General features: G+C 71.9%; 28 protein-coding genes. 7 read left to right on the top strand and 21 right to left on the bottom strand.

Annotated elements, in window-relative coordinates:
• The 4 genes from rimM to OG370_RS30880 form a co-directional block, all read right to left on the bottom strand.
• A complete protein-coding gene (gene rimM / locus OG370_RS30895) occupies nt 1–663 on the bottom strand; it encodes a ribosome maturation factor RimM (protein WP_328470015.1) in 663 nt (220 codons plus the stop codon).
• 162 nt (nt 664–825) lie between these two features.
• Entirely contained in the window at nt 826–1065 is a 240-nt protein-coding gene (locus OG370_RS30890) for an RNA-binding protein (protein WP_093716568.1), read from the bottom strand.
• A 2-nt stretch (nt 1066–1067) separates the two neighbouring features.
• Nucleotides 1068–1517, bottom strand: a complete 450-nt coding sequence (rpsP, locus tag OG370_RS30885) for a 30S ribosomal protein S16 (protein ID WP_328470010.1) — start codon at nt 1515–1517, stop codon at nt 1068–1070.
• Nucleotides 1518–1665: 148 nt separating this feature from the next.
• Nucleotides 1666–2256, bottom strand: a complete 591-nt coding sequence (locus OG370_RS30880) for a hypothetical protein (protein WP_328470008.1) — start codon at nt 2254–2256, stop codon at nt 1666–1668.
• 171 nt (nt 2257–2427) lie between these two features.
• Between OG370_RS30880 and OG370_RS30875 the strand changes: the two genes are divergently transcribed.
• A complete protein-coding gene (locus OG370_RS30875; RefSeq protein ID WP_328470006.1) occupies nt 2428–2556 on the top strand; it encodes a hypothetical protein in 129 nt (42 codons plus the stop codon).
• On the opposite strand, the gene proS is transcribed toward OG370_RS30875, so the two are convergent.
• Nucleotides 2553–3965 carry a proline--tRNA ligase gene (gene proS, locus OG370_RS30870; RefSeq protein WP_328470004.1) on the bottom strand — a complete coding sequence of 471 codons (1413 nt, stop codon included), beginning with the start codon at nt 3963–3965 and terminating at the stop codon, nt 2553–2555. The genes OG370_RS30875 and proS overlap by 4 nt on opposite strands.
• A gap of 237 nt (nt 3966–4202) precedes the next feature.
• Here proS and OG370_RS30865 point away from each other — a divergent pair, with 237 nt between their 5' ends.
• Complete coding sequence (locus OG370_RS30865) at nt 4203–5186, top strand: SAM-dependent methyltransferase (protein ID WP_328470002.1); 984 nt, start codon at nt 4203–4205, stop codon at nt 5184–5186.
• A gap of 113 nt (nt 5187–5299) precedes the next feature.
• Nucleotides 5300–5803, top strand: a complete 504-nt coding sequence (locus OG370_RS30860; protein WP_328470000.1) for a DUF402 domain-containing protein — start codon at nt 5300–5302, stop codon at nt 5801–5803.
• Nucleotides 5804–5861: 58 nt separating this feature from the next.
• Here the strand turns inward: OG370_RS30860 and OG370_RS30855 are convergent, their stop codons facing one another.
• The 6 genes from OG370_RS30855 to nsdA form a co-directional block, all read right to left on the bottom strand.
• Nucleotides 5862–6440 carry a GNAT family N-acetyltransferase gene (locus OG370_RS30855; protein ID WP_328469997.1) on the bottom strand — a complete coding sequence of 193 codons (579 nt, stop codon included), beginning with the start codon at nt 6438–6440 and terminating at the stop codon, nt 5862–5864.
• Between the two features lie 145 nt (nt 6441–6585).
• The gene (gene ffh / locus OG370_RS30850) at nt 6586–8133 is read right to left on the bottom strand and encodes a signal recognition particle protein (RefSeq protein ID WP_328469995.1); all 1548 of its coding nucleotides are present in this window, start codon (nt 8131–8133) and stop codon (nt 6586–6588) included.
• Between the two features lie 107 nt (nt 8134–8240).
• Nucleotides 8241–10673 carry a [protein-PII] uridylyltransferase gene (locus OG370_RS30845; RefSeq protein ID WP_328469993.1) on the bottom strand — a complete coding sequence of 811 codons (2433 nt, stop codon included), beginning with the start codon at nt 10671–10673 and terminating at the stop codon, nt 8241–8243.
• Nucleotides 10674–10746: 73 nt separating this feature from the next.
• Nucleotides 10747–11085, bottom strand: a complete 339-nt coding sequence (locus OG370_RS30840) for a P-II family nitrogen regulator (protein ID WP_328469991.1) — start codon at nt 11083–11085, stop codon at nt 10747–10749.
• Nucleotides 11082–12410 carry an ammonium transporter gene (locus OG370_RS30835; protein WP_328469988.1) on the bottom strand — a complete coding sequence of 443 codons (1329 nt, stop codon included), beginning with the start codon at nt 12408–12410 and terminating at the stop codon, nt 11082–11084. Before OG370_RS30835 ends, OG370_RS30840 begins: the two co-directional genes overlap by 4 nt.
• Before the next feature lie 239 nt (nt 12411–12649).
• The gene (gene nsdA, locus OG370_RS30830; protein WP_328469986.1) at nt 12650–14107 is read right to left on the bottom strand and encodes a transcriptional repressor NsdA; all 1458 of its coding nucleotides are present in this window, start codon (nt 14105–14107) and stop codon (nt 12650–12652) included.
• A 205-nt stretch (nt 14108–14312) separates the two neighbouring features.
• Between nsdA and OG370_RS30825 the strand changes: the two genes are divergently transcribed.
• Complete coding sequence (locus OG370_RS30825) at nt 14313–15035, top strand: bifunctional DNA primase/polymerase (RefSeq protein ID WP_328469984.1); 723 nt, start codon at nt 14313–14315, stop codon at nt 15033–15035.
• 168 nt (nt 15036–15203) lie between these two features.
• Here OG370_RS30825 and ftsY read toward each other — a convergent pair whose 3' ends face one another.
• Both ftsY and OG370_RS30815 read right to left on the bottom strand, forming a co-directional pair.
• Entirely contained in the window at nt 15204–16415 is a 1212-nt protein-coding gene (gene ftsY, locus OG370_RS30820) for a signal recognition particle-docking protein FtsY (RefSeq protein WP_328469982.1), read from the bottom strand.
• Between the two features lie 78 nt (nt 16416–16493).
• The gene (locus tag OG370_RS30815; protein WP_328469981.1) at nt 16494–17306 is read right to left on the bottom strand and encodes a helix-turn-helix domain-containing protein; all 813 of its coding nucleotides are present in this window, start codon (nt 17304–17306) and stop codon (nt 16494–16496) included.
• Between the two features lie 87 nt (nt 17307–17393).
• Here OG370_RS30815 and OG370_RS30810 point away from each other — a divergent pair, with 87 nt between their 5' ends.
• Entirely contained in the window at nt 17394–17765 is a 372-nt protein-coding gene (locus OG370_RS30810; RefSeq protein WP_328469979.1) for a nuclear transport factor 2 family protein, read from the top strand.
• A gap of 71 nt (nt 17766–17836) precedes the next feature.
• Here the strand turns inward: OG370_RS30810 and OG370_RS30805 are convergent, their stop codons facing one another.
• The 6 genes from OG370_RS30805 to OG370_RS30780 all read right to left on the bottom strand — a co-directional run bounded on the left by OG370_RS30805 (nt 17837) and on the right by OG370_RS30780 (nt 21553).
• Complete coding sequence (locus tag OG370_RS30805; protein ID WP_328474583.1) at nt 17837–18370, bottom strand: TetR/AcrR family transcriptional regulator; 534 nt, start codon at nt 18368–18370, stop codon at nt 17837–17839.
• Nucleotides 18371–18392: 22 nt separating this feature from the next.
• On the bottom strand, nt 18393–19229 hold the full coding sequence (locus tag OG370_RS30800; protein WP_328469977.1) for an alpha/beta fold hydrolase: 837 nt from the start codon (nt 19227–19229) through the stop codon (nt 18393–18395).
• Between the two features lie 249 nt (nt 19230–19478).
• Complete coding sequence (locus OG370_RS30795; RefSeq protein WP_328469975.1) at nt 19479–20024, bottom strand: UTRA domain-containing protein; 546 nt, start codon at nt 20022–20024, stop codon at nt 19479–19481.
• 50 nt (nt 20025–20074) lie between these two features.
• Entirely contained in the window at nt 20075–20323 is a 249-nt protein-coding gene (locus OG370_RS30790; RefSeq protein WP_443060773.1) for a DUF397 domain-containing protein, read from the bottom strand.
• Between the two features lie 144 nt (nt 20324–20467).
• A complete protein-coding gene (locus tag OG370_RS30785) occupies nt 20468–20668 on the bottom strand; it encodes a DUF397 domain-containing protein (RefSeq protein WP_328469973.1) in 201 nt (66 codons plus the stop codon).
• Between the two features lie 3 nt (nt 20669–20671).
• Entirely contained in the window at nt 20672–21553 is an 882-nt protein-coding gene (locus OG370_RS30780; protein ID WP_328469971.1) for a helix-turn-helix domain-containing protein, read from the bottom strand.
• 283 nt (nt 21554–21836) lie between these two features.
• On the opposite strand from OG370_RS30780, the gene OG370_RS30775 reads away from it, so the two are divergent.
• Entirely contained in the window at nt 21837–22730 is an 894-nt protein-coding gene (locus OG370_RS30775) for a helix-turn-helix domain-containing protein (RefSeq protein ID WP_328469969.1), read from the top strand.
• A gap of 37 nt (nt 22731–22767) precedes the next feature.
• Here OG370_RS30775 and OG370_RS30770 read toward each other — a convergent pair whose 3' ends face one another.
• The gene (locus OG370_RS30770) at nt 22768–23601 is read right to left on the bottom strand and encodes a helix-turn-helix transcriptional regulator (RefSeq protein WP_328469967.1); all 834 of its coding nucleotides are present in this window, start codon (nt 23599–23601) and stop codon (nt 22768–22770) included.
• 118 nt (nt 23602–23719) lie between these two features.
• Between OG370_RS30770 and OG370_RS30765 the strand changes: the two genes are divergently transcribed.
• Nucleotides 23720–24778, top strand: a complete 1059-nt coding sequence (locus tag OG370_RS30765) for an aldo/keto reductase (protein ID WP_328469965.1) — start codon at nt 23720–23722, stop codon at nt 24776–24778.
• 55 nt (nt 24779–24833) lie between these two features.
• On the opposite strand, the gene OG370_RS30760 is transcribed toward OG370_RS30765, so the two are convergent.
• Entirely contained in the window at nt 24834–26264 is a 1431-nt protein-coding gene (locus tag OG370_RS30760) for a sugar porter family MFS transporter (RefSeq protein WP_328469963.1), read from the bottom strand.
• Nucleotides 26265–26322: the final 58 nt, after the last annotated feature.

Genomic DNA, 26322 nt, shown 5'->3' with positions numbered 1-26322 from the left:
TCAGGCGCCGTCGCTCTCGCGCCGCGCGTCGCCCGCGCCGGACGCGTCGCTCTCGTCCCCGGCGACATTCTCGGCACCGGCACCGGCGTCAGCACCTTCACCGGCCTCGACCTCGGCTTCGCCATCGGCCTGACCGCTGGCCACCTGGGCGTCCGCCTCGTCCAGCAGCCCGGGCGGCGGGTCGATCACGGCCCGCTGCGCGTCCAGGTCGATCTCGGGCACGATCTCCATGACGAACGGCACCAGCACCTCGCCGCCGCCGGTGCGCGCCACCACCAGCAGGTCCTGGTACGGCAGGTGCGAGACCTCGGTGATCCGGCCGACCTCGCGGCCGTCCACGGTCACCACGTCGAGGTCGATGAGCTGATGGTCGTAGAACTCCTCGGGGTCCTCCGGGGTCTGCTCCGGGTCGACCTCGGCGATCAGCATGGTGCCGCGCAGCGCCTCCGCGCCGTTGCGGTCGCTGACGCCCTCGAAGCGCAGCATCAGGCGGCCGCTGTGCACCCGGCCGGTGGCGATGGTGAGCGGCCCGGTGGCGGCCGGGTCGGTGGCCAGTACGGCGCCGGGCGCGAGCCGCAGTTCCGGCTCGTCGGTGCGCACTTCGACGCTCACCTCGCCCTTGATGCCGTGGGCGCGTCCGATCCGGCCGACTACGAGCTGCACGTCCTGCTCAACTCCCGCTGTGGGAACGGTGGGAACCGCACCTGAGGGGCGCGGCGGAAACGCACCGGGCCGGAGGCGGTGTAGCCGCCTCCGGCCCGGTGCAACGAAAACCCGATGTGCCCGCGGCGAACGCCGGCACGTGCGGGGCGCGGCAGGGCGCGCTCAGCGCACCTGGTCCACGTCGACGAGGTCGACGCGGACACCACGGCCGCCGAGAGCGCCGACGACGGTGCGCAGCGCGCGGGCGGTGCGGCCGTTGCGCCCGATGACCTTGCCGAGGTCGTCGGGGTGCACCCGGACCTCCAGCACACTGCCTCGGCGCAGGGTCCGCATGCCGACCTGCACATCGTCGGGGTTGTCGACGATGCCCTTCACGAGGTGCTCAAGGGCCTCCTCAAGCACGCTCAGGCCCCGGTGGACTCGGCAGAGGCGGTGGCCTCGGCGTCGTCGGCCTTCTTGTCAGCCTTGTCGGCCTTCTTGGCCTTGGGGGTGATCGCCTCACCCTTCGGCTCGTCGGCGGTGTCCTTGGCGGCGGCCTCGAACAGCGCGCGCTTGTCGGCCTTCGGCTCCGGCTGGAGCAGCGGGGCCGGGGCGGGCTCGCCCTTGAACTTCTGCCAGTCGCCGGTCAGCTTCAGGATGGCGAGCACGGGCTCGGTCGGCTGCGCGCCGACGGAGAGCCAGTGCTGCGCGCGCTCCGAGTCGACCTCGATGCGCGACGGGTTCTGCACGGGGTGGTACAGACCGATCTCCTCGATGGCCCGGCCGTCACGGCGGGTACGGGAGTCGGCGACGACGATGCGGTAGTGAGGCGCGCGGATCTTGCCCAGGCGCTTCAGCTTGATCTTGACTGCCACGGGAGTGGGTTCTCCTGAAGTTGACGTGTTTGGGCACACGGACGGCCCACGTGGGGTTGTGGAAGTCGTGCGCCCGACGGACGCGTCAGCCGAAGGAGAGAGGGTTCCTGCACGGCTGTCGAGTTCTCAGCTAAACATTGTGCCACAGTCAGCCGACCCCAACGACCTCCGGGATACGGAACGGCTGCCCGCACGCTCCGCACATGATCGGGGCCTGGGCCAGCACCGAGGGCACCACCCGGACATTCCGCCCGCAGTCGCAGACGGCCTTGACGCGCACGCCGCCGCCCGAGGAGCCGTGCCGGGCGGCAGGTCCACGGAAGGAGCGGGCGGTGTCGGCGGTGGTGGCCACGGTGTGCGCCTTCAGAGCGCGCTGCAGCCGCTCGATGGTGCCCCGGTAGCGCTTACGGGTGTCGGGGCGCATCACCACGAGCGAGAAGCCGCTGCTGGGATGCGGCTCGTCGGCGTGGTCCAGGCCCATCTCGTCGGCGATGGCGAGGAATCTGCGGTTGTGGTAGCGGCCGGCGCGTGAGGTGTCGCGGATGCCGCGGGCCGCGGCGATCCCGTGCACAGCCTCGTGCAGCAGCCTTTCGAAGGAGAGCTCGGTGCCGCAGGCGGACGAGGACTCTCCGATCAGGGACTCGGGCGCGGCCAGATCGGGCAGCTCGGGATGGTGCCGTTGAATATCGGCCCAGGCGACTGCCAGCTCGGCGGCGAGAACAGGTGGTGTCGTGCTCACGCCGTGACAACGAGCCGGGCGCCCCCGGTGTTCCGATTCCGGGCTAGCCCAATTAATTTGCACTGATCGGTCAGTTCCGGATGTTGCGCATGGATACGCATGACGCAGGGCGGGTGCGGAGGGACCGGAGTAACACCGGTGAACCTGCGCACCCGCCCCAAGCGCGGACGTATGAACATATTCCGTACACCGCTGATCGGTCAGCGGACGCCGGAGGGGAACCAGCCGGCGCGGATGCGCCCGATGCCCGACGCGGGCCTGGCGGGCCTGGTGGCGCCGGCCTGGTGGCCGCGGGCCTAGTAGGCGCGGGCCACGACGGCCACGGTGCCGGGGGCGTCGTCGGCGACGGGCACCGATCCGTCCTCGGCGACCAGGCAGCGCACCGAGACGCCCTGCTCGGCCAGCTTCGCCTCGCCCTCCGGCCCCAGGTCCGCCCACGGGATGCGGGCCCAGCCGGTGGCCGCGGCCTCGGCGGCCTCGGCGACCGTGGCCACGTCCACGGTCCGGGACAGCCGGCGGTCGCGGGACTCCTGGAGCAGCCGTGCCTGGTCCTCTTCCATCGCCTTGGGCAGCAGGGTCTCCAGCGCGTCCAGGGAGACCGGCTCCTTGCCGCCGGGGATGCGGCGGGCGACCATCGCGGTGCCGCCGGCCAGGTCGCGCGGGCCGATCTCGACCCGCAGCGGCACGCCCTTGAGCTCCCAGTCGACCGCGCGGCGCCCGAAGGGGGTGTCGGTGCGGTCGTCCACGACCACCCGCATCCCGGCCGCGCGCAGCTTCTCGCCGACCTCGTGCACCTTCGCCACGACGGCCTCGTCGTCCTTGATCGCCATCACCACGACCTGCACGTGCGCCAGCCGCGGCGGCACCCGCAGCCCGTTGTCGTCGCCGTGCATCATCACCAGGGCGCCGATCATCCGCGTGGTGCTCCCCCAGGACGTCTGCCAGACGTGCTCCTGGGTGCCCTCCTTGGACAGGTACGACGTGTTGAACGCCTTCGCGAAGTTCTGCCCCAACTCGTGGCTGGTGCCCAGCTGGAGCGCCTTGCCGTCACCCATCATCCCCTCCAGGGTGAGGGTGTTGATCGCGCCCGCGAACCGCTCCTTGACGGTCTTGCGGCCCGGCACCACGTCCATGGCCAGGACGTTCTCCATGAAGTCGCCGTACACGTCGTACTGGATACGGGAGGCGAACTCGCGGGCGTCGTCCTGGGTGGCGTGCGCGGTGTGCCCCTCCTGCCACAGGAACTCCGTGGTGCGCAGGAACAGCCGCGGCCGCAGCTCCCATCGCACCACGTTCGCCCACTGGTTGATCAGCAGCGGCAGGTCGCGGTAGCTCTGCACCCACTTGGAGAAGTACTCGTTGATGATCGTCTCGGACGTCGGCCGGACGACGATCGGCTCCTCCAGCTCCTTGCCGCCGCCGTGCGTCACCACCGCCAACTCCGGCGCGAAGCCCTCCACGTGCTCGGCCTCGCGGGTGAGGTAGGACTGCGGGATGAAGAGCGGGAAGTACGCGTTCTGCGCGCCGACCGCCTTGATCCGCGCGTCCATGTCGGCCTGCATCCGCTCCCACAGACCGTAGCCGTACGGCCTGATCACCATGGTGCCGCGCACCGGTCCGTTGTCGGCCAGCTCGGCCTTGTTGATCAGGTCCTGGTACCAGCGCGGGAAGTCGTCCGCCTGAGGGGTGAGAACGGGAGCCTTAGCCATGGGCCGATGGTAAGGCCCCGTGCCACCCCAGCGTGAATCGGCCGTCGCCGAGCGCACGCCGGCGCACGCGAGCCGCGTGAAACACGGGCGTCGCCTGAAGTTCACGAGAACGCGTCCCCCGCCCTCTGGACGGGGGCGCGAAACGGCAGTTGTCTGGCATGCAGGGACGAGTACGGCCCCTGGCACCACAGCACGGGGAGCAGAAGGCGGTTCCGGTCGGCTGATGGGAGCTCTTCCATGACGGCTACGCTCTATCGCGGCTCCAGGCCCGGCACGCGGGGCAGGGCGCGGGACTGGGCGGAAATCCAGGAACGGATGCTCGTTCCGCTCTACGAGACGGTGTACGACCGGCTGGAGGTGGGGGCCGGCACCCGGCTGCTCGGCCTGGGGTGCGGCAGCGGTCTGGCACTGATGCTCGCCTCCGCGCGGGGCGCCGCCGTCACCGGCCACGACCGTGACGCCGAGCGGCTGGCCCTGGCTCGCGAGCGCCTGGCGGCGAGGGAGCGCGAGCGCCCGCCGGAGCACCGTACGCGACTGCTCGCCGGCGACCTGCGCCTCGCGGACCTGCTCACCGGGGATCTGCGCACCGACCGACCGCGCGGCACGGTCGCCCTGGCGGCCAGGACCCCCGCGCTCAGCGGGGCCGCGACCGCCGGAAACGGCAGGACACCGCCGCCCGCGCCCGACGCCCCCAGCGGCGCGGGAGGGCCCGCCGCCGACCGGTCCGGTTCCTGGCCCGGCCGGGGCTACGACGTCGTCACCGCCTTCGAACCGGCCGCGCCCGCCGCCGAACTCGGGCCCGCGCTGGCCGCGGTGGCACGCACCGCGCGGCGCGGCAGCACGGTCGTGCTGGCCGGCTGGGGCCCGCCCGAGCGCTGCGCGACCTCCCACGTGCTCAAGGTCGCCACGCGGCTGGCGGAGCCGCGCGGCGCCGCGGCCCCCACCCTGCGGCTCAGCGGCCGCGACGACCTGGAGGACCTGGCGCGTACGGCCGGGCTGCGGCCCGACGGCTCGGGGCGCGTCTCGTGCCCCTTCGGCTACCCCGACCTGCCCAGCGCGGTCCGCGGCCTGCTGTCCACCGGGCTGTTCGACGCGGCCGTCGCCGCCACCGACCACCAGCAGGTCGACAAGGAACTCGCCGAGGCCCTGCACCCCTACCGCCGGCCCGACGGGTCGGTACGGATGGAGAACGTCTTCCGCTACCTGATCACCCGCACCTGACCCCGAATCCGGGAACGCCCAGCCGCATCACGGCAGCTCCGCACCACCGCACCACCGCGCGTCACCGGGAAAACGGCTGGCCGCTCCCGGGTCCTTCGGGCGAGAGTGGCCGCATGCCGACGCACCCCGCTGCCCTGTCCCCCGACACCCCCGCCGTCGTCCGCCTGGTCAAGGCCGGACGGGAGAAGGTCCGCTACGACGCCACCGTGCGCTCCGACGACGGAGTCCGCGTGACCGTCACCGCGCCCTGGTCGCTGCCCACCGTCCGCGACTTCGGCTTCGTCCGCTTCGAACCCGGCGACGTCTTCACCGAGCACTACTGGCGCGACCGCTGGTACGCGATCAAGGAGGTGCGGGACCCGGCCGGCGCCCTGAAGGGCTGGTACTGCGACATCACCCGCCCGGTCGCCGTCGAGGAGGCCACGCTGCTCTCCGAGGACCTGGACCTCGACCTGTGGGTTTCCGCCGACGGCGGCGACGTCCTGCGCCTGGACGAGGACGAGTTCGAGGCGAGCGGGCTGGCCGGGCGGGACCCGGCGGCCGCCGAGGCGGCGGTGCGCGCCCTGGACGAGCTGGAGCGGGTGGCCAGGGACGGCGGGCTGGCGTCCCTGCTGTGAGCCGGCCGGCACCCCTTGCCGCGCCAACCATGCGCCCTTGCCGCGCCGACTTGCCGCGCTAGGCGGTCGGGCCCTGCCACTCCTCGGCGGTCAGCGCGAAGCGCTCGTGGTCCCGCCAGGCGTCGTTGATGAACAGCATGCGCGGCGAGAAGCCCTCGTGGCGGAAACCGAGCCGGCGGGCCATCGCGAGGGAACGAGTGTTGTCCGGCTGGACGTTGATCTCCAGCCGGTGCAGCCCGAGCCCGTCGGGCCGCGCCCTGAAGCAGCGGTCGACCACCAGCCGCAGGCCGAGCGTCATCCGCCCGGTGCCCGCGTACGGCAGGTAGCTGTCGTAGCCGAGCGCGGCGTTGCGGAAGCGGCCCAGCACGATGTTGGCGACGTTGCAGGTGCCCACCAGCCCGCCGGTCCCACGGGCCGCGCCGGCGCCCCCGGCCCCGTCCGGGTTCCCGGCCGCGTCGTCGTCATCGACGATCAGGTACGTCCGCAGGCCGGCGCCCTGCCGCCGCAGCAGCTCGGGCAGCGCGTCCGGCTCGACCGGGTTCCACGGCCGCAGGTGCGGGTCCGACCGCAGGACGGCGGCGCGGTGGGCCTCGGCGTCACCCGCCCGGGGCTCGCGGATCGAAATACGCATGGTCATATCATCGCAGGAAGTCCCCTGACGCCGCGCGCCGTCCACGTGCGGAGAGCCGCCCACCGCAGCCCCGCTCGCCCGGCCGAACAGCCGGCCGGGCGCTCTCCAGGGGCCCGGCCGGCACGGCCGTGCGCCCTGGAGGCGAGCGGCGTCAGCCCATGAACTTCTTGAACTCGTCCGGCAGCTCGAAGTCCTTGCCGCCGGGCAGGCCGAGCCCACCGTCCTCGCCGCCCTGTTGCTGCTGCTCGCGCTTGGCGGCGGCCGCGGCCGCCTCGGCCTTGCGCTTCATCGGGTTGCCCGACTGCCGCTTGCCCTTGGCCTGCTTCTGCTGCTTCTTCTGCCGGCCGGGACCGCCGCCCATGCCCGGCATCCCGGGCATCCCCGGCATGCCGCCGCCCTGCGCCATCCGCGACATCATCTTGCGCGCCTCGAAGAACCGCTCCACCAGGCTCTTGACCGCGCTGACCTCGACGCCCGAACCCTTGGCGATCCGGGCCCGGCGCGAGCCGTTGATGATGTGCGGGTCGGCTCGCTCGGCGCGCGTCATCGACTTGATGATCGCGGCGGTGCGGTCGACGTCCTTCTCGTCCAGGTTGTTGATCTGGTCCTTGATCTGGCCCATGCCCGGCAGCATGCCGAGCAGCTTGGAGATGGAGCCCATCTTGCGGACCTGCTCCATCTGCGCCAGGAAGTCGTCGAGCGTGAACTCCTTGGGGCCCTTCGCCAGCTTGGCGGCCATCTCCTCGGCCTGCTGCTGGCTGAAGGTCTGTTCGGCCCTCTCGATCAGCGACAGGACGTCGCCCATGCCCAGAATCCGCGACGCCATGCGGTCCGGGTGGAAGGTGTCGAAGTCGTCCAGCTTCTCGCCGTTGGACGCGAACATGATCTGCTTGCCGGTCACGTGCGCGATCGACAGGGCGGCACCACCGCGGGCGTCGCCGTCGAGCTTGGAGAGCACCACGCCGTCGAAGCCGACGCCGTCGCGGAACGCCTCCGCGGTGTTCACCGCGTCCTGGCCGATCATCGCGTCGACCACGAACAGGATCTCGTCGGGGTGCGTGACGTCGCGGATGTCCGCGGCCTGCCGCATCATCTCCTGGTCGACGCCGAGCCGGCCGGCGGTGTCGATCACGACGATGTCGTACTGCTGCGTCTTGGCGAACTCGATGGAGTCCTGGGCGACCTTGACCGGGTCGCCGACGCCGTTGCCCGGCTCGGGCGCGTAGACCGCGACGCCGGCGCGTTCGCCGACGACCGAGAGCTGGTTCACCGCGTTCGGGCGCTGGAGGTCACAGGCGACCAGCAGCGGGGTGTGGCCCTCCTTCTTCAGCCACTGGCCCAGCTTGCCGGCGAGCGTGGTCTTGCCGGCGCCCTGGAGGCCGGCCAGCATGATCACGGTCGGCGGCTGCTTGGCGAAGCGCAGCCGCCGGGTCTCGCCGCCCAGGATGGTGACCAGTTCGTCATTGACGATCTTGATCACCTGTTGCGCCGGGTTCAGCGCCTGGGAGACCTCGACGCCGAGCGCACGCTGCTTGACGTTGGCGATGAAGGCCCGCACCGCGGGGAGCGCGACGTCAGCTTCCAGCAGCGCGATACGGATGTCGCGCGCGGTGGCGTCGATGTCCGCCTCGCTCAGGCGGCCCTTGCCCCGGAGGCTCTTGAAGGTATTCGCGAGGCGATCAGACAGAGTGTCGAACACGGTGGTCGCAGGTCCTCAGGGGTCGGGGGCGGAGACAGTCGCCTTCCAGGGTATCCGGCCCGCGCGCCGAGCCGGATGCCCCGGGCGGAAGCTGCCGGAATCGGCGCTCACCGCAGGGCGGCCTCCACCTGTTTCGCCACCTCGGCCGCACGGGCCGGCGGCAGCGGGTTGCCGTCCTTGCCGACGAGGTAGAAGGCGTCGACCGCGTTGGCGCCCAGGGTGGAGATGCGCGCCGAGCGGACGGTGACGGCGGTCGCGGTCAGCGCGAGGCCGATCCGGTGCAGCAGCCCGGGAGCGTCGTGCGCGCGGACCTCCAGCACGGTGGCGGTGTGCGAGGTGTGCCCGGGGGCGATGGTGGCCCGGGCCGGCGGCGGCACGATGCCGCGGCGGCGCGGGTAGGCGGACTCGCGCTCAGCCAGCCGCGCCTCGATGTCGAGGGAACCGTCGAAGGCGCGGGCCAGGTCGGCGCGCAGCCGGGCCGCCTCGGGCAGCGCGCCGTATTCCGCGGACACCCGCCAGCTCAGCAGGGCCACCGGGCCCTCCCCCACCGGGTCGACCGAGCGCAGGTCGGCGGCGCGCACGGTGAGCCGGTGCAGCGCGAGCACCCCGGCGGCGTGGGCGAGCAGACCTGGCCGGTCGGGCACCGCGACGAGCAGTTCGACGCCCAGGGCCTCGTCCTGGGCGTCGCCCTCCGGCTGCGGCTCGGCCTTGGCGTGCAGGGCCAGTACGGGGCCGCGGGTGCGGGCGGCCTCGATCGCCAGCCGCTCCTCCTCGGCGGTGGGCTCGCGGTCGCCGTTGTCGGGCAGGTCACCGGTGTCCAGGGCGCCGGCGACGCGGTCCACGAGGTCGGCCAGGAGCGAGGCACGCCAGGTGCTCCAGGCGGCGGGGCCGGTGGCCAGGGCGTCGGCCTCGGTGAGGGCGGCGAGCAGTTCGAGGGTGGAGGTGTCGCGGACGGCCTCGGCGACCATGCGGACGGTCTCGGGGTCGTCGAGGTCGCGGCGGGTGGCGGTGTCGATCAGCAGCAGGTGGTGGCGGACCAGCAGGGCGAGGGTGTCCACGTCGGCGGCGCCGAAGCCGATCCGGGCGGCGACGTCGCGGGCGATCACCTCGCCGGCCGCGCTGTGGTCGCCGGGCCAGCCCTTGCCGATGTCGTGCAGGAGGGCCGCGGTCAGCAGCAGGTCGGGGCGGCCGACCCGGCGGGTGAGGCCGGACGCCTGGACGGCCGTCTCCACCAGGTGCCGGTCGACGGTGAAGCGGTGCACGGCGTTGCGCTGCGGGCGGCAGCGCACCCTCTCCCAGTCGGGGATGAGCCGGGTGACCAGCCCCTCGGCCTCCAGGGCCTCCCAGACCGGCACGGTGGACTCGCCGGCGCCGAGCAGCGTGAGCAGCTGTTCACGGGCCTCCGCGGGCCACGGCACGGGCAGCGGCCGGGACGCGGCCGCCAGCCGCCGTACCGCGTGCAGGGACAGCGGCAGATCGGCCTGTGCGGCCGCGGCGGCGGCACGCAGCGGCAGCACGGGGTCGCGGTCGGGCTTGGCGGCCATCGCGAGCACCGCCTCGCCCTCCTGCTCCACGACGCCCTCGGCGAGCGGGACCCGCTCGGCCGCCGTCTGCGGGGCGGGGGTACGGCCGCGGCCGAGCAGGCCGCGGCGGCGCGGGCGGGACTCGCGGGCGCGCAGCACCCGGCCGACCTCGCGCCAGGTGACGTCGGCGGCGTAGGAGATGCGGCGGGCGGCCTCGTAGACCTGGCGGAGCAGGGCGTCGGCGTCGAGCAGGCCGAGAGCTTCGGCGATCTGGTCCTGCTCCTGGAGGGCGAGCCGGTCGGTGGCACGGCCGGTGACCAGGTGGAGGGCGTCGCGGGTGTCGAGCAGCCGGGTGCGGGCCTCTTCGAGCCCTTCGCGGGGGGCGTCGGCGAGCCAGGACGCGGCGACGGCGCGCAGCGCGGTGGCGTCGCGCAGCCCGCCGCGGGCCTCCTTGAGGTCGGGTTCCAGCAGGTAGGACAGCTCGCCCTGGCGTTCGGCGCGTTCGGCGCACAGTTCGTGCAGGGCGGGCAGCCGCTTGGGGGCCTGGTTGCGCCAGTCGGCCAGGACGGCGCTGCGCAGCCCGGAGGTGAGGGCCGCGTCGCCGGCGATGTGCCGGGCGTCCAGCAGGCCGAGTTGGACCTTCAGGTCGTCCGCGGCGGTCTTACGGGCCTCCGCCGGGGTGCGGACCGAGTGGTCGAGGGCCAGCCCGAGGTCCCACACCGGGTACCAGACCCGGTCGGCGAGGGCGGCGACGGACTTCGGGGAGTCGTGCAGCAGCACCAGGTCGAGGTCGCTGCGCGGGGACAGCTCGCCGCGGCCGTAGCCGCCGACCGCGACCAGTGCCCAGTCGGTGGTGTCGACCGCCTGGGCGGCCTCGGTGGCCAGCGCGGCCAGCCACCGGTCGGTGAGGGTGGCCAGGGCGGCACGGCGCGGCGGCCCGGGCTGCCCCTCCTCGGTGAGGAGGTGCAGCCGGGCCGCCGCGTAACCGTGGCCTTGCGCTTCGACGCTTTCGGTCACTGGTGCTCCGCTGTCTTGTCGTCGAGCCGCGGCTCGGGGTGGCCGGGGCTTGCGACCGGGGGTGCGATGGTCGTCAGAGCGCGTCGGGCCCGCGCTCGCCGGTACGGACCCGGACGGCCGTGTCGACCGGCAGGCTCCACACCTTCCCGTCTCCGATCTTGCCCGTTCTGGCCGCCTTGACCACGACCTCGATGAGCTGTTCGGCGTCGGCGTCCTCGACCAGGACCTCGATCCTGATCTTCGGCACGAGGTCGACGGTGTACTCGGCGCCCCGGTAGACCTCGGTGTGGCCGCGCTGGCGGCCGTAGCCGCTGGCCTCGGTGACGGTCAGGCCCTGGACGCCGAACGCCTGGAGGGCTTCCTTGATCTCGTCGAGCCGGTGCGGCTTGACGACGGCGGTGATGAGCTTCACGCGTCCACCTTCTTGGTCAGGCCGCTCTCGAGGCCGGCGGGGGCCGCGTGCGAGACGCTGCCGACTCCGGTGAAGTCGTACGCGGTCTCCGCGTGCTCGGCCTGGTCGATGCCGCTGATCTCGACCTCCTCCGGGACCCGGAAGCCCATCGCCATGTCGATCAGCTTGGCGAGGATCGCGGAGCAGACCAGGGAGTAGCCGAGGACCGAGAAGACCCCGATCGCCTGGACGCCGAGCTGGTGCCAGCCGCCGCCGTAGAAGACGCCCTTGACGTCCTGGCCGACGCCGCCGGTGGCCAGCAGGCCGATCAGCAGGGAGCCGACGATGCCGCCGACCATGTGGACGCCGACCACGTCGAGGGAGTCGTCGTAGTTGAAGCGGTACTTCAGGCTGACCGCCGCCGCGCAGATGACGCCGGCGATGACGCCGACCGCGATGGCGCCCAGCGGGCTGACCGAGGCGCAGGAGGGGGTGATCGCGACCAGGCCGGCGACCGCGCCGGAGGCGGCGCCCAGGGTGGTGAAGGAGCCGTGCCGCACCCGCTCGTAGAGCAGCCAGCCGATCATGGCCGCGGCGGTGGCGATCTGGGTGTTGATGAAGACCGTCGACGCGACGCCGTCGGCGGTGATCTGCGAGCCGGCGTTGAATCCGAACCAGCCGAACCACAGCAGGCCGGCGCCGAGCATCACCCAGGGCATGCTGTGCGGGCGCATCGGGTCGCGCTTGAAGCCGACCCGCTTGCCGATGACGAGGATCACGCCGAGGGCCGCCGCACCCGCGTTGATGTGGACCGCGGTTCCGCCGGCGAAGTCGATCACGCCCTTCTGGCCGAGCCAGCCGCCGCCCCACACCCAGTGGGCCACCGGGAAGTACACGACGGTCGCCCACAGGGCGATGAACACCGACCACGCGGTGAACTTGACCCGGTCGGCGAGCGCGCCGCTGATCAGTGCGGGCGTGATGATCGCGAACATCAGCTGGAACGCGGCGAACGCGAAGACCGGGGTGCCGGTCGCGCCCCACAGGTCGCCCGGTGCGATGTCCCGAAGGCCCAGCCAGCGCGTGCCGCCGAGGAATCCGCCGTTGTCGCCGTCGAAGGCGAAGCTGAATCCGTAACCGGTCCACAACAGCGTTATGATCCCGAGGCTGATGAAACTCATCATCAGCATGTTCAGGGCACTCTTCACACGGACCATGCCGCCGTAGAAGAACGCCAGACCCGGTGTCATCAGCATCACGAGCGCGGAGCTCAGAAGCAGAAACGCGGTATTGCCGGTATCGAGCGTGGGCCCGTGGGCGGCCAGTGTGATGATGGCTGGTGCCATCGGCGTCTCCTCGTCATCCGAACGGCCCGTGCGGGCGGTGCAGGGGTGGGCCGGTATTGGCCTTGAGATTGGCCGAGACGGGTTTCACCCGATGCCATAGGATGTTTCACCGCCGTGACGAAGAAGTCACCCGTGTTACGCGGAGATGAACCATCCGGGTGTTCGGTGAAGGATGTATACGGGTGGGAAAGAAGACGACCGGCCGGGCGGCGCGGCGACGGCGCCGGGCGGTTTCGCGGTTATGCCGACTCGGCGACTTCCGGGAGTTCCTCGGAAAGCCGCTCGGCGAGCCGGACCACCTCGGGCACGTCGCCGAAGTCGCGGACGGCGGCGTGGGTGGTCTTGCGGATGCGGGTGTTGACCCGCTCGGAGCGGACCCGCCTGGCGACTTCCATCGCCTCGACGGTGTAGTGCGCGGCCTGCTCGGGCTCGCGCATCAGCAGCTGGACGGTGCCCATGCCGACCAGGTTGAGCGCGTAGGCGCGCTGGTGGACCGGGTCCTCGCGGAAGCCGTCGACGGCTTCGAGCATCTCGGGCTGGGCGAGGGAGGCGTAGGTGGGGCTGCGGCCGGCGACGTAGGCGAGGTCGCGGTAGGAGTGCGCGTTCTCGGCGTGCAGCTCGGCCTCGGTGAAGAAGTTGATCCAGGCCGGTTCCTCGCCCGGGCGGGCGTCGGCGAAGGTGTCCTCGGCCATCCGGACCGCGCGGTGGCACTTGTTGACCTGGCCCATGTTGGCGTAGGCGCGGGCCTCCAGGGTGTAGAGCATCGCCTGCGTGGCGGCGCCGGCCGAGTCGCGGCTGCCGTACTGGGCGAGGTGGATGAGCTCCAGGGCGTCGTCGGGGCGCTCCAGGTGGATCATCTGGCGGCTCATGGAGGAGAGCACGAACGCGCCGAGCGGCCGGTCGCCGGCCTCCTTGGCGGCGTGCAGCGCGAGGACGAGGTACTTCTGGGCGGTGGGCTGGAGCCCCACGTCGTAGCTCATCCAGCCGGCGAGGGCGGCGAGGTCGGCGGTGATCCGGTACAGCCGGCGGGCGACGGGCTCGGGGTGCGGCTCCTGGAGCAGGTCGGTGATCTCGTGCAGTTGGCCGACGACGGCTTTACGGCGCAGCCCGCCGCCGCACTGGCTGTCCCACTCGCGGAACATCGCGGCGGTGGACTCCAGGAGTTGCAGCTCCTGCTCGGACAGCCGGGACGGGCGGCCGGCGTCGCGGCCCACGGCCGGCGCGGCGGCGGGACGGGCCGGCGACGAGCTGGGCACCAGCCAGCGCTGCATGGGTTCGAGCAGCGCGGGCCCCGCGGACAGGACGAGGGAGGCGCCGAGGAAGCCGCGGCGGCCGAGCATGAGGTCGCTGCGGGAGAACTCGTTGATGAGCTGGACGGTCTGCGGGCCGGCCCACGGCAGGTCGATGTCACCGCCGGAGGGCGGCTGCTGGGCGGAGCGCAGGCCGAGGTCCTCGACGGGGACGACGCATCCGAAGCGTTCGGAGAACAGCTCGGACAGGATGCGCGGGATGGGCTCCCTGGGCTGCTCGCCGTCCAGCCAGCGCCGCACTCTTGACGTGTCCGTGCTGACGTGGTGTGCGCCCAACTGCCGTGCCCGGCGGTTGACTTGACGAGCGAGTTCGCCCTTGGACCAGCCGCTGCGCACGAACCACGAGGTCAACTGCGCGTTGGGCTGCTTGTCCGCTGTCCCGGTCACGGCCGCGCCCCCATCCCGCCTCTTCTACCAACGTAAAGTAGCGCCACGGTCACCCCTCCTGCGACCGCAATTGCGGAAACGCCACCATTCGCCACCCCTTCGGATGAACTCTGTTGCGGCCGCAGGCGATTCACTTGACACATGCCACTGGGAGCGGCGCTCGCGAGTGCGTAACCAACGGCGGGCGCGATCAGTTGGAGGGGTCATGGTGTTCACGATCGGCACAATGCGTGAGATGCGGCAGCACCGGACCGTCGTGCGGCACGCCGCCAGGATGGCAGCGCTCCCCGGCGTGTGGAGTGCGGTGCGCCGCAGGGCGCGCACCGCGGTGTGCGGCACGGTCGCCGAGTACACCGGGCTGTGCGGCTGGGCGGTGGTGCCGGGGACCCGGGCGGCGCGCGGCGGCGAGGTGTGCTCGTGCGGGGAGCCGCGCTGCAAGGAGCCGGGCGCCCACCCGCTGGACCCGGCGGCCGAAGTGCCGGCCGGCGCGGGGCCGGAGGCGGTCGCGCGGATGTGGGAGCGGATGCCGGGCGCGTCGGTGCTGCTGCCCGCCGGGCGGACGTTCGACATCATCGACGTGGCCGAACTGCCGGGCCGGCGGGCACTGGTGCGGCTGGAGCGGATGGGCCTGCACCTGGGGCCGGTACTGCTGACTCCCACCGGGCGGGCGCAGTTCTTCGTGGCCCCGGGGGCGGCCACCGAACTCCCGCACCTGCTCTACCGGATGGGCTGGGACGACGCGCGGCTGGACCTGCGCTGCCTCGGCCCCGGCGACCATGTCACCGCTCCTCCCTCGGACTTCGGCGGGCTCGGCCCGGTCCGCTGGCTGCGCGAGCCCCGGCTGGACTCGATGCCCCATCCCCCCGAGGCGCGCCTCCTCCTGGGCACCCTGGCGTACGTGTCCCACCGCGCGCGGGCCTGCGCGTAAGGCTGTCGCGTCCTCGGATACGTGCTCGGCGTATACGTACGGGACGTATACGCGCTCGGCCCACGTGTAAGGGGCGCCCACTCCTGGTGGGCGCCCCTTACACGTGGGCTGACGTGGCGAGCGATCGAGTGGCCGAGTGGCCGACACCCGCGGCCGGACCCGGGCGGGCTACTCGCCGATCAGCGCGTCGACGAACGCCTCCGGCTCGAACGGGGCGAGGTCGTCCGCTCCCTCGCCGAGGCCGATGAGCTTGACCGGGACACCGAGTTCGCGCTGGACGGCGACCACGATGCCGCCCTTGGCGGTGCCGTCGAGCTTGGTGAGCACGATGCCGGTGATGGCCACCACCTCGGCGAAGACGCGGGCCTGCACCAGGCCGTTCTGGCCGGTGGTGGCGTCCAGGACGAGCAGCACCTCGTCGACCGGGCCGTGCTTCTCGACCACGCGCTTGACCTTGCCGAGCTCGTCCATCAGGCCGGTCTTGGTGTGCAGCCGCCCGGCGGTGTCGATCAGCACGGTGTCGGCACCCTCGGCGATGCCCTCCTTGACCGCGTCGAACGCGACCGACGCGGGGTCGCCGCCCTCGGGGCCGCGCACGGTGCGCGCCCCGACGCGTTCGCCCCAGGTCTGGAGCTGGTCGGCGGCGGCGGCCCGGAAGGTGTCGGCCGCGCCCAGCACCACGCTGCGGCCGTCGGCGACCAGCACCCGGGCGAGCTTGCCGGTGGTGGTGGTCTTGCCGGTGCCGTTGACCCCGACGACCAGCACGACGGCCGGGGACTCCTCGTGGCTCTCGGTGCGCAGCGTACGGTCCAGGGTCGGGTCGACCAGCGTGACCAGTTCCTCCCGCAGCAGCGTGCGCAGTTCATCGGGGGTACGGGTGCCCAGCACGCGCACCCGGGTGCGCAGCCGCTCGACGAGTTCCTGGGTCGGGGTCACACCGACATCGGCGGTGATGAGGGTGTCCTCGACCTCCTCCCAGGTGTCGTCGTCCAGCCGCTCCCGCGACAGCAGGGTGAGCAGGCCCTTGCCGAGCGAGTTCTGCGAACGGGACAGGCGGGAGCGCAGCCGTACCAGCCGGCCCGCGGTCGGCTCCGGCTGCTCGACCACGACCTGCTCGGGGACCCCCACCTCCTCGGGGGCCTCGGGCGCGGCGGTCGCGCCGGGCAGCTCGACCTCCTCGATGGTCCTGCGGGACTCGTCCCGTGGGGTCTCGGCCTCATCCCCGACGTGCGGTTCGGCGGGAGGCTTGGTGATCGTCGGGGTGCTCGGCGGGGACGGCGGCAGCTGCTGCTTCTTCTTGCGGCGGCTGCCGACCACCAGCCCGCCGGCCCCGAGGAGCACGACCAGGGCAATGACGACGACAAGGATGACGGTTTCCATAACCCCCCCAGTATCCCTGCTCGCGTGCCGCGGGAGGCTCCCCGCCGGGCTGCGGTCCCGGCACGCGCCGGGACCGGCTCAGCCGGAAGGCCGCGCGGGTGTGTCCTGTGACGCCGGCCTCCCGCCGGGCAGGTCGCGCAGGATCGCGGCGCTGCCGGCGTCCGCCGGGTAGTACGACTCGATGGAGATCTCTTCGAGCGTGATGTCCTGCGGGGTCCCGAACGTCGTGACGGTCGAGAACAGGCTCAGCTCGTGTCCTTGGAAGCGGAAGACCATCGGGGTGGCCACCTCCGCCTGCGGCCCGGGGGCTGCTCCGTCGGGTGCCTGCCCCGCGAAGTACTCGTCGTACAGGGCACCGACCACCGGATCGCCGGTCCTGGCGACCTGGCGCGAGAGCCGGGCGCGAAGGAAGGAGCGGACCTCGGGCAGATTCACGATCAGGGGGGCCAGGCCCCGCGGGTCGAGCCCGAGCCGCACCATGTTGACCGGAGCGTCGAGCAGGTCGGGGTCGACGTACGCGAGGAAGTGGTCGACCGGCGCGTTGGTCATCAGGATGTTCCAGTGCCGGTCCACAACCAGGGCCGGGTAGGGCTCGTGTGCGCGCAGCACCCTGGCCACCGCGTCCCGAACCGCCGCCATGTCCGGCGTGTCGAGCGGCCGCTCGCGGTAGCACGGTGCGAAGCCGGCCGCCACCAGCAGGCGGTTGCGGTGCCGCAGCGGCACGTCGAGCTGGTCCGCAAGCCGGAGCACCATCGCGGCGCTCGGCCGGGACCGGCCGGTCTCGACGAGGCTGACGTAGCGCGGCGAGACGCCGGCCGCGAGCGCGAGGTCGAGCTGGCTCAACCGCCGGCTGCTCCGCCACCCGCGCAGCAGGCTGCCCACATCCTCCACGCGACCGACCCTAGCCGCGTCCCCGACCGCGGTCCATGAACTCGGAGTTCATCGACACCCCCCGCTCCGGCCGCCAGAATCCCGGCCATGACCACTGACCACAAGGACCTGGTACTCGCCTGCCTGGAGCTGTACGGCAAGGGCGACCTCGACGCCCTGGCATCACTCATGCGCGACGACTACGTGGATCACGGACTGCCGTTCCGGACCTCCACGCGAGCGGAGTGGCTGGCCGCGGCACGTGAACTCCCGCTCACCGACCTGCGGATCGACATCCGCCGGCTCATGGCGGAAGGCGACTACGTGACCGTGTTCTCGCGGCGGGGGCTGCCGGACTCCGCGCTCGACATCGCCGTGGCCGACCTCTTCCGCCTCCAGGACGGCCTGATCGCGGAGCGGTGGGAGGTGGTCGAACCCGTCCCGGGGACCGACGCCCCGGACCCGCTGGCGAAGCTGTGACGGCGTGGCGCCGTGGCTCGGTGGTGCCGTAGCTCGGTGGCTCCGTAGCTCCGTGACTGCGGTTCCCCGGCTCAGCCGGCCCGCAGGCCCCGGTCGGCGAAGGCGATCAGCCACTCGAAGCTCTCGTCGATGTCGGCGCTCCACTGGAAGCCGTTGGCAGCCTGCAAGGTGGCGAACCCGTGGCACAGGCTGCGCAGCATCCGCAGCGCGTGGTCCACGTCGGCCGGCGCGACGTCGTATCCGCGCAGCACCGCCCTGAACGCGTCGAGCGACCGCTGGCCCTCGACCGCCAGCGGGTCGTCCGGGCCCGACGGTTCCACGCCGATCGTCGCGGCGTACCGCCCGGGGTGCTCCACGACGAACGCGCGGAAGGCGCGCGCCGCCACCGCCAGGGCGTCGCGGCCCGCGTAGCCCTGGATCGCGCCGCCGATGACGTCCGCGGCCTGGCCCAGCGCCAGGACCGCGATGCGCCGGTTGAGATCGTCCTGGCCGGCGACGTGCTTGTACAGGGACGGGGTGCGCACGCCCAGCCGCTCGGCCAGCGAACCCATGGTCAGCTGGGCGAGGCCCACCTCGTCGGCGAGGGCGGCACCGGCCGCGACCACGGTCGCCCGGTCCAGGCCGGCCCTAGGCACGGGCGGTGACCGTACGGAGGAAGTCGAGCACCAGCGACACGACCTGGTCGGGGAACTGGTCGTGCGGGTAGTGCCCGGCGCCCTCGATCATCTCCAGGCGTCCGAGGCCGGCCGGCAGGGCCTCGACGATCGCCGTGCCCTCGGCGTGCGGGTCGGCCCAGTCGGGGTCGAGCGTGCCCATCACGACCAGGACCGGGGAGCTGACGTTGCCGAGCTGCGCGCCGGCGTCGGTCGGGGCGCTGCGGCCCATGCCCTGCATCGCCTTCATCCGGCCCGGCTCGCGCATCATGGCGTCGACCCGGCCGAGGTACTCGTCCCAGCCGGCCGGCTTCGCGCCGGGGTAGGCCACGTCGAGGTACGCCTTCCACAGCCGCACGCTGCCGAACATCCCCGCGCCGACCAGCCGCAGCATGCCCCGCCGGAAGCGCTTCACCCGCAGGTCGCCCAGGCGGATCGACTGCTTGCGGGTGAACGGCCCCAGCTCGACGACCGCGCTGATCAGCGAGGGCTCCTGGGCCGCGGCGATGGTGGCGGCGCCGCCGGAGATCGAGTGCCCGACGAGTACGGCCGGGCCGCCCAGGTGCCGGATGACGGCGAGCAGATCACCGGCGATGGCGGTACGGCTCCAGGCCGGCCACGCGACGCTGGACTCGCCGCTGCCCCGCAGGTCCACGGCGGCGACCCGGTAGCCCGCCGCCACCAGCGCCGGCATCACCTTGCGGTACGCGGCGCGGCTGTTCCCCATCCCGTGCGCGAGGACGATGAGCGGACCGTCTCCCGCCACTTCGTACGCGATCGTGCCGCCGTCGACGGCGAGGTACTCGGTCATGGCATCCCCCTGAAGCTCGGATCTGGCTAATTCCGTTAGCTAAAAGCTAATCCCATTAACCAACCTTGTCAACGCCCCCGCGATCGATCCGCCCCTCCCAGCGTCCCGCCCCGCACCCCGCCCGGCGAACTCGCAGGTCACAGCGCCGCCGGCGGCAGATCCGGCACCCGGGGACGCGAAAGACGCGAGCCACCGTCGCCGTGCAAACGCCTCCGCGGCCCGTACGGCGTTCCGCGCGGCTCGGGTGCCTCAGTCGACCCTCAACTCGTAGTGGAGCCGTTGAGCGGCGGCGGAGAATGCCGATACGTCGACTTGGAAGGCGGTGCCGTCGGCGTCGAGGGTGACGCGGACCAGTTCGAGGACGGGGTCGGCCGCGGTGAGGCCGAGGGCTTCCCGCTCGGCCGGCAGCGGCAGCCGGGCGCGGACGTCTTCGCGTACGGTGCGGGCGCGATGGCCGAGCGCGGCAAGCAGGGTGACGGCGCCGCCGCGGATCTTCGAGGTGCCCGCCAGCGCGGTGCCGCGCGCGACGCTCACCGGGTAGTAGGTCACGGTCACTTCGGTGGGTTCGCCGTCCAGCAGGATCACCCGGCACCGTTCGACCACGACTTCGCCCTCACCCACGCCGAGGAGCCTCGCCACCTCCGCGGGCGCCGCAGTCTCCCCGGCCCGCACGATCCGCTGCGAGCCGCTCCGGCCGCGCGCCGCCGTCTCCTCGCTCCACGCGTCCCGCTCCCCTTCCGCCCGCGCCCGCACGTAAGGCGCCGACCCGTGCACCCATTCTTCTCCGGTGCCCATCAGCCCGGCTCCTCCCGTTCCCATGCCCGCGCTGTGGCGCCCGCGCGGCTTCAGACGACGCCGAAGTCGACGGCGCCGGAACAGACCAGGTCCACGAAGGAGGCCCACTCCACAGGGGTGACGACGAGAGCGGGGCCCGCCTTGTCCTTGGAGTCGCGTACGCCGACCGCGTGCGCGAGCGGCGCCACCTCGACGCAGGCACCCCCGGAGTCATTGCTGTAGGACGACTTCCGCCACGCCTGTTCCAGGGCCGCTTCCGTCGAAGGGCCGCGCATGTACTCGTTCCTCGGCATCTCCATCACCACTCCTCCGTCGTGCGAAAGGCGCTGCTTCGACCCTGACGGCACAACGCCCTTGCGGGGAGCACGGAACACGCCAAAACCGTACGGCCCCCAACCCGTCAGCGCGGAGACACGTACGGTGCGGCGACCGCCCGCCCGACTTCAGACGACGCCGAAGTCGACGGCGCCGGAACAGACCAGGTCCACGAAGGAGGCCCACTCCACAGGGGTGACGACGAGAGCGGGGCCCGCCTTGTCCTTGGAGTCGCGTATGCCGACACAACCAGGCACGTCCGCTATCTCGACACAGTTGTTCGTGCTGCCGCTGTAGCTGGACTTGCGCCAGCACATCGGGGTGTCCATCACTTACCTCTTCGCTTTCTTGGGCAGGACTTCGTCGGCGACCTTGGCGATGTAGTCGAGAGAGTCTGCGGGATTGAGCGCGGATGACCGTAGAGCATCGAAGACCAGGGTGTAGCCGGCCACCTCGTCGTGCGTCTCCAGGTAGAGGCTGCTCGAAAGGTTCTCCAGGAAGACGACGCCCGCGTCATTCGGCACGGCAAACGAGAAGATGACGAACGGGCCGGACAGCCCGGCGTGAGCGCCGACGTCGTAGGGCAACACTTGCAGCGTGACGTTGGGCCGTTCGACGACCTTCACGAGGTGGTCGAGCTGAGCACGCATCACTTCCGTTCCACCGATGGGAGTCCGAAGCGCTGCCTCGCCGATGATCGCCCAGAACCGGACCGGCCCGTCCTGCCGGGTGAGGATCGTCTGCCGCTCGATCTTCACCCTCATCAAGGTGTCCACGTCGTCATCGCGAACCAACGCAGGGTTGGCGCGGATGACCGCCCGACTGTAGTCCTCCGTCTGGAGAAGACCGGGAATCAGAATCGACTCGAAGGCACGGATGTAGTCGGTGTCGGCCTCCAGCTCGAGGTAGTTGGCATAGGCCGGGGCGATGATCTGGCCATAGGCATCCCACCAGCCTCGCTTGCTGCCATGCCGCGCGAGTTCGGTGAGGCGCGCCCGCAAGTCCTCGTTGGACACGCCGTAGTCGTTCAGGAGATCGCGCACGTCGCGCGCCCGAACTCCCAGGTAGCCGAGTTCGATTCGGCTGATCCTGGAACGGTGACACTCCAGGACGCCGGCAGCGTCCTCAAGTGACCTACCGGCCTCCTCTCGGAGCTTCCGCAACTCGGACCCCAGGCGCCGTCGCCTGACGGTCGGTACCTGCTCGGCTGCCATCGTGCCCTCCCTTTGCCCAGCAGTCTGCCCGGTTCGACCCCGCGATGGTACTCAGCGATCGTGGAACTCTTCCTACGGAACGGTTCCTGACGCACTATTGCGAACCGCACAGTCCGAGGTCTAGCGTAATGACGCCATCACGTTGAGTACGCACTCGCCGTGGACTGCGACGCACGGAGACCTGCTGCGAGGTGGAAACCGTGCCGTTGGGAGACGAGGCCCCGGCACACTCCGCAGCAACCTTCCGCCCACGTCAACCGCACGCCTCCGAAGGAGCCCTGTCATGTCTCTGAACGCCGGCCGATTTTCGGCGAAACTGCTGGACCCGACGCTGTCCGCGCGGTCGCTGTACGGGGCCGAGTTGAGGTACTACCGGGAGCGGGCCGGGCTGACTCTGGAGGAGTTGGCGGACCGGCTGCACATCGAGATGTCGTTCCTCGCCCGGATCGAGCAGGGGGAGCGGCGGCTGTCCGACGAGTTGGCGCGGGCGGTGGACGACATCCTCGGCACCGGCGGCTTCTTCGCACGGAACCTGGTGGTCGCCCGCTCCGCGCCCGCCCCCGGGCGGCTCACCCCGCTCGCGGAGTGGGAGTGGCTGGCGACCGCCATCCGGGAGTGGGACGCCGCGCTCGTGCCGGGCCTGCTCCAGACGGACGCGTACGCCGAGGCCGTCGCGAAGACGTATGCCGCGCTGCTGGCGGACCGCCCCACCCGGCACCGTTGGGACGCGAGGCTGTCGCGGACCCCCGTCCTGCTGGACCCGCGCGGCCCCCGCTACACCGGGGTGCTCGGCGAGGCCGTGCTGCGCCGCCCGCTCGGCGGTCCCGCCGCCATGGCCGGGCAACTCCGCCACCTCGCCGATCTGGTCCGCCGCGAGCGCATCACGCTGTACGTCCTCCCGCTGACCGCCACCCCGCACCCCGCCGCCACCGACGGGGCGTTGCGCGTCATGACGTACGCCGAAGAGAACCCCACGCTGCACTTCACGGCCCACCACACCGGCACCCACCAGACCGACCCCGCCGCCGTCGCCCTCGCCCACCTCACCCACGACCTGCTCGCCGGCGCCGCCCTGCCCCCGGCCCAGTCGCTCACCCTGATCGAGAGCGCCGGGGCCGCCTACCGTGCGGAGGCAACCGGAGAACGGTCCGCCGAGCGCGCCGCGCTGTCGGAATGACGTTGCGGCCCAGTGCGCGAACGGCCGAGCCGCGAGGTCACCCCGTAAACAGCCGGTCCAACGCCGCCTGGCTCTCGTCGTCCGCGGCGCGGTAGATCAGCAACCGCTGATCCGGGTCTTGGAGTGGCACGAGGACTTCGAAGTGCAGGGCGACCACACCCACGTCGGGGTGCCGCAGCACCTTGCGGCCACGCCCGTTGGCCTTGATGTCCCGCTCGGCCCACAGCCGCGCGAACTCCTCGTCGCCGGCGAGGCATTCGCTGATGAGGGCGCTCAGCGCCGGGTCCTCCGGGTGGGTGGCCCACGCGGCGCGCAGGTGGGCGATCCCGTCCCGCACGACCCGTTCGCGGTCGTCGTAGAACTCCCGCATGCCGGGGTCCAGCAGGCACAGCCGCATCGCGTTGCGCTCGGACGGCGGCAGCCGGTCGAAGGTCGGCAGCAGCCTCGCCATCTCGCCGTTCCAGGCGAGGATGTCGTAGCGGTGGTTCATCAGCATGGCCGGTCGCGGCGACAGGTCGGCGACCAACCGGGCCAGCGACGGGTCCGCGGCGGTGGCGGGTTTGTCGGCGCCGCGGGGGCGCTGCTGAGCCAGGCCGAAGAGGTAGGCGCGTTCGTCGGGGGCGAGGCGCAGCGCCTGTGCCAGCGCCTCCACCACACCCACCGAGGGGCGCAGCCCGCGGGCCTGTTCCAGTCGCACGATGTAGTCGGTGCTGACCCCGGCCAGCTCGGCGACCTCCTCGCGGCGCAGTCCGGGGGTCCGCCGGGCCTGCCGGCGCGTCGGCAGGCCGAAGTCCCCCGGGTCCAGGCGTTCGCGCCGGGTCCGCAGGAACGCGGCCAGCTCCTGCGTCGCGTCCACGGTGCCACGGGTCATGGTCGGACCAACTGGCTGGCTGGGACTGGTATTCCCAGGAAGATCCCTCCCTTACCCCGCTCCCGCGGGGGTCGCAGGCTGGCGGAGACGGCGACGTTCACGAGCACAGGAGGACCTGATGTCACTCACCCTCGACACCTACCGGCTGCTGGGCCGCTCAGGACTGCGGGTGTCACCGCTGGCCCTGGGCACGGCGACCTTCGGCAACGAGTGGGGCTGGGCCGCCGACCCGGACGACGCGCGCAGGCTGTTCGACACCTACGTCGAGCGCGGCGGCAACTTCATCGACACCGCCGGCGGCTACGGCGGCTCCGAGCGGATGCTCGGCGAGTTCACCCGCGACCGCCGCGAAAGCCTGGTGCTGGCGACGAAGTACACGACGCTGCGCCGGCCGGGCGACCCGAACTCCGGCGGCGCCCACCGCAAGAACCTGTTCGCGTCGGTGGAGGCCAGCCTGCGGCGGCTGAACACGGACCACCTCGATCTGCTCCTGCTGCACGTGTGGGACTTCACGACCCCGGTCGAGGAGATCCTGCGCGGCCTGGACGACCTGGTCCGGCAGGGCAAGGTGCTGTACGTGGGGATGTCCAACACCCCGGCCTGGGAGATCTCGCGCATGCAGGCCATCGCCGACCTGCGCGGATGGTCGCCGCTGGTCTCGCTGCAGATCGAGTACAGCCTGATCAACCGGGGCGGGGAACGTGACCTGATGCCCATGGCACGGACGATGGGCCTGGGCGTGACCCCGTACTCGCCGCTGGGCGGCGGCGTGCTCTCCGGCAAGTACAGCCGCGCCGACCTGACCGCGGCGAACCCCGACTCCGGTGAGAGCACCCGCAAGAGCTTCAACGCCGCACTGGGCATGGTCACCGAACGCACGCTGGACATCGCCGACGTCGTACGGGAGGTCGCCGAGGAGGTGGGGCACACGCCCGCCCAGGTCGCGCTGGCCTGGACCCTGCGCAACCCGGCCGTGACGGCGCCTGTCATCGGCGCTCGCACCCACGAGCAGCTGGTGGGGAACCTGGCCGCCCTGGAGGTCGACTTCACCGCCGGCCAACTGGCCCGCCTCGACGAGGTCAGCGCGATCGACCTCGGCTACCCGCACGACCTGCTCTCCGGTGACCACATCCGCAACGTGACCGCGGGTGGCCTGACGATCGAGGCCCGCCGCTGACGTACGGCCGGACGCGCGCCCGGTACGGCCGAACGCGCGCCCCCACGGAGGCCGGTCAGCCCATCTCCTCCAGGGACTTGCCCTTGGTCTCCTTCACGAAGAGCAGCACGAAGGGGATCGAGGCCAGCGCGAAGCACGTGTAGATGACGTACGTGCCCGACAGGTTCCAGTCCGCCAGGCTCGGGAAGCTCGCGGTGATGGCCCAGTTGGCGATCCACTGCGCGGAGGCGGCGACGCCGAGGGCGGCCGCGCGGATCTTGTTCGGGAACATCTCGCCGAGGAAGACCCAGACCACCACGCCCCAGGACAGCGCGAAGAAGAGCACGAAGCAGTGGGCTGCGACGAGGGCGACGGTGCCCTCGGCGTTGGGGAGGGTCGCGCCGTGCTTGGAGGAGAACGCCCAGGCTTCGAGCGCGAGCGCGATCGTCATGCCGGTGGAGCCGATCAGGGCGAGCGGGCGGCGGCCGATCCGGTCCACGAAGATCATGGCGATCACCGTGCCGATGATGTTCACGATCGAGGTGGTGAAGGAGTAGAGGAACGAGCTGGTCGGGTCGATGCCGACGGACTGCCAGAGCGTGGCGGAGTAGTAGAAGGCCACGTTGATGCCGACGAGTTGCTGGAACGCGGACAGCCCGATGCCGATCCAGACGATCGGCATGAAGTTCGGCATCCGGCCGCGCTTGGAGCTGAGCAGGTCGCGGAAGCTCGCCTTGTGCTCTCGGTGCATCGCGGTGCGGATCTGGTTCATGCGCGCGTCGAGGTCGGTGCCCTTTGCCTCGACCTCGGCGAGCACCGACCGGGCCTCCTTGTCGCGGCCGACGGCGAGCAGGAAGCGCGGGGACTCGGGGATGGCGAAGGAGAGCAGCCCGTAGATCACCGCGGGGATGACCATCACGCCGAGCATGACCTGCCATGCCTCCAGGCCGATCAGATGGCCGCGCTGGTCGCCGTTCGCGGCTTGCAGGATGCCGTAGTTGACGAGCTGGGAGATGGCGATGCCGAGCACGATGGCGCCCTGCTGGAAGGAGGCGAGCCGGCCGCGGTAGGCGGGCGGCGAGACCTCGGCGATGTAGGCGGGGCCGATCACCGAGGCCATGCCGATCGCGAAACCGCCGATGATCCGCCACATCGCCAGGTCCCACAGCGCGAACGGCAGCGCGGAGCCGATCGCGCTGATGGTGAAGAGCACCGAGGAGATCTGCATACAGCGGATGCGGCCGATCCGGTCGGCGATCCGGCCCGCCGTGGCGGCTCCGATCGCACAGCCGATCAGCGCGATCGCGATCACCTGGGCGAGCGCCGCCGAACCGATGTCGTACTTGGAGCGGATCGCCTCGACCGCGCCGTTGATCACCGAACTGTCGTAGCCGAAGAGGAAGCCGCCCATCGCGGCGGCCGCGGTGATGAAGATGACGTGGCCGAGGTGCTCGGTCGGCGGCGGCACCTGGCCCGACGTGCCGGCCGCTGTCGTGGTGCTGGTCAAAGTGCGCTCCTCGGGCTCGGCGGTGAGCCCTCACATGGAGGGTTCGGATCTTCCAGTG

Source organism: Streptomyces sp. NBC_00448 (assembly GCF_036014115.1).
Taxonomy (GTDB): Bacteria; Actinomycetota; Actinomycetes; order Streptomycetales; family Streptomycetaceae; genus Actinacidiphila.
The sequence above is the reverse complement of the archived record's forward strand: the minus strand, read 5'-3'. Positions and strand labels throughout refer to the sequence as shown.

What these genes read in the sequence shown, in the direction of transcription:
- proS (WP_328470004.1), bottom strand. Translation starts at nt 3,965, where the DNA reads ATGGCTAAGGCTCCCGTTCTCACCCCTCAGGCGGACGACTTCCCGCGC.
- OG370_RS30785 (WP_328469973.1), bottom strand. Translation starts at nt 20,668, where the DNA reads ATGGACACCCCGATGTGCTGGCGCAAGTCCAGCTACAGCGGCAGCACG.
- OG370_RS30790 (WP_443060773.1), bottom strand. Translation starts at nt 20,323, where the DNA reads ATGGAGATGCCGAGGAACGAGTACATGCGCGGCCCTTCGACGGAAGCG.
- OG370_RS30855 (WP_328469997.1), bottom strand. Translation starts at nt 6,440, where the DNA reads ATGACCATGCGTATTTCGATCCGCGAGCCCCGGGCGGGTGACGCCGAG.
- OG370_RS30810 (WP_328469979.1), top strand. Translation starts at nt 17,394, where the DNA reads ATGACCACTGACCACAAGGACCTGGTACTCGCCTGCCTGGAGCTGTAC.
- OG370_RS30780 (WP_328469971.1), bottom strand. Translation starts at nt 21,553, where the DNA reads ATGGCAGCCGAGCAGGTACCGACCGTCAGGCGACGGCGCCTGGGGTCC.
- OG370_RS30825 (WP_328469984.1), top strand. Translation starts at nt 14,313, where the DNA reads ATGGTGTTCACGATCGGCACAATGCGTGAGATGCGGCAGCACCGGACC.
- OG370_RS30765 (WP_328469965.1), top strand. Translation starts at nt 23,720, where the DNA reads ATGTCACTCACCCTCGACACCTACCGGCTGCTGGGCCGCTCAGGACTG.
- OG370_RS30770 (WP_328469967.1), bottom strand. Translation starts at nt 23,601, where the DNA reads ATGACCCGTGGCACCGTGGACGCGACGCAGGAGCTGGCCGCGTTCCTG.
- OG370_RS30775 (WP_328469969.1), top strand. Translation starts at nt 21,837, where the DNA reads ATGTCTCTGAACGCCGGCCGATTTTCGGCGAAACTGCTGGACCCGACG.
- OG370_RS30795 (WP_328469975.1), bottom strand. Translation starts at nt 20,024, where the DNA reads ATGGGCACCGGAGAAGAATGGGTGCACGGGTCGGCGCCTTACGTGCGG.
- ftsY (WP_328469982.1), bottom strand. Translation starts at nt 16,415, where the DNA reads ATGGAAACCGTCATCCTTGTCGTCGTCATTGCCCTGGTCGTGCTCCTC.
- OG370_RS30835 (WP_328469988.1), bottom strand. Translation starts at nt 12,410, where the DNA reads ATGGCACCAGCCATCATCACACTGGCCGCCCACGGGCCCACGCTCGAT.
- OG370_RS30865 (WP_328470002.1), top strand. Translation starts at nt 4,203, where the DNA reads ATGACGGCTACGCTCTATCGCGGCTCCAGGCCCGGCACGCGGGGCAGG.
- OG370_RS30860 (WP_328470000.1), top strand. Translation starts at nt 5,300, where the DNA reads ATGCCGACGCACCCCGCTGCCCTGTCCCCCGACACCCCCGCCGTCGTC.
- OG370_RS30800 (WP_328469977.1), bottom strand. Translation starts at nt 19,229, where the DNA reads ATGACCGAGTACCTCGCCGTCGACGGCGGCACGATCGCGTACGAAGTG.
- OG370_RS30875 (WP_328470006.1), top strand. Translation starts at nt 2,428, where the DNA reads ATGAACATATTCCGTACACCGCTGATCGGTCAGCGGACGCCGGAGGGG.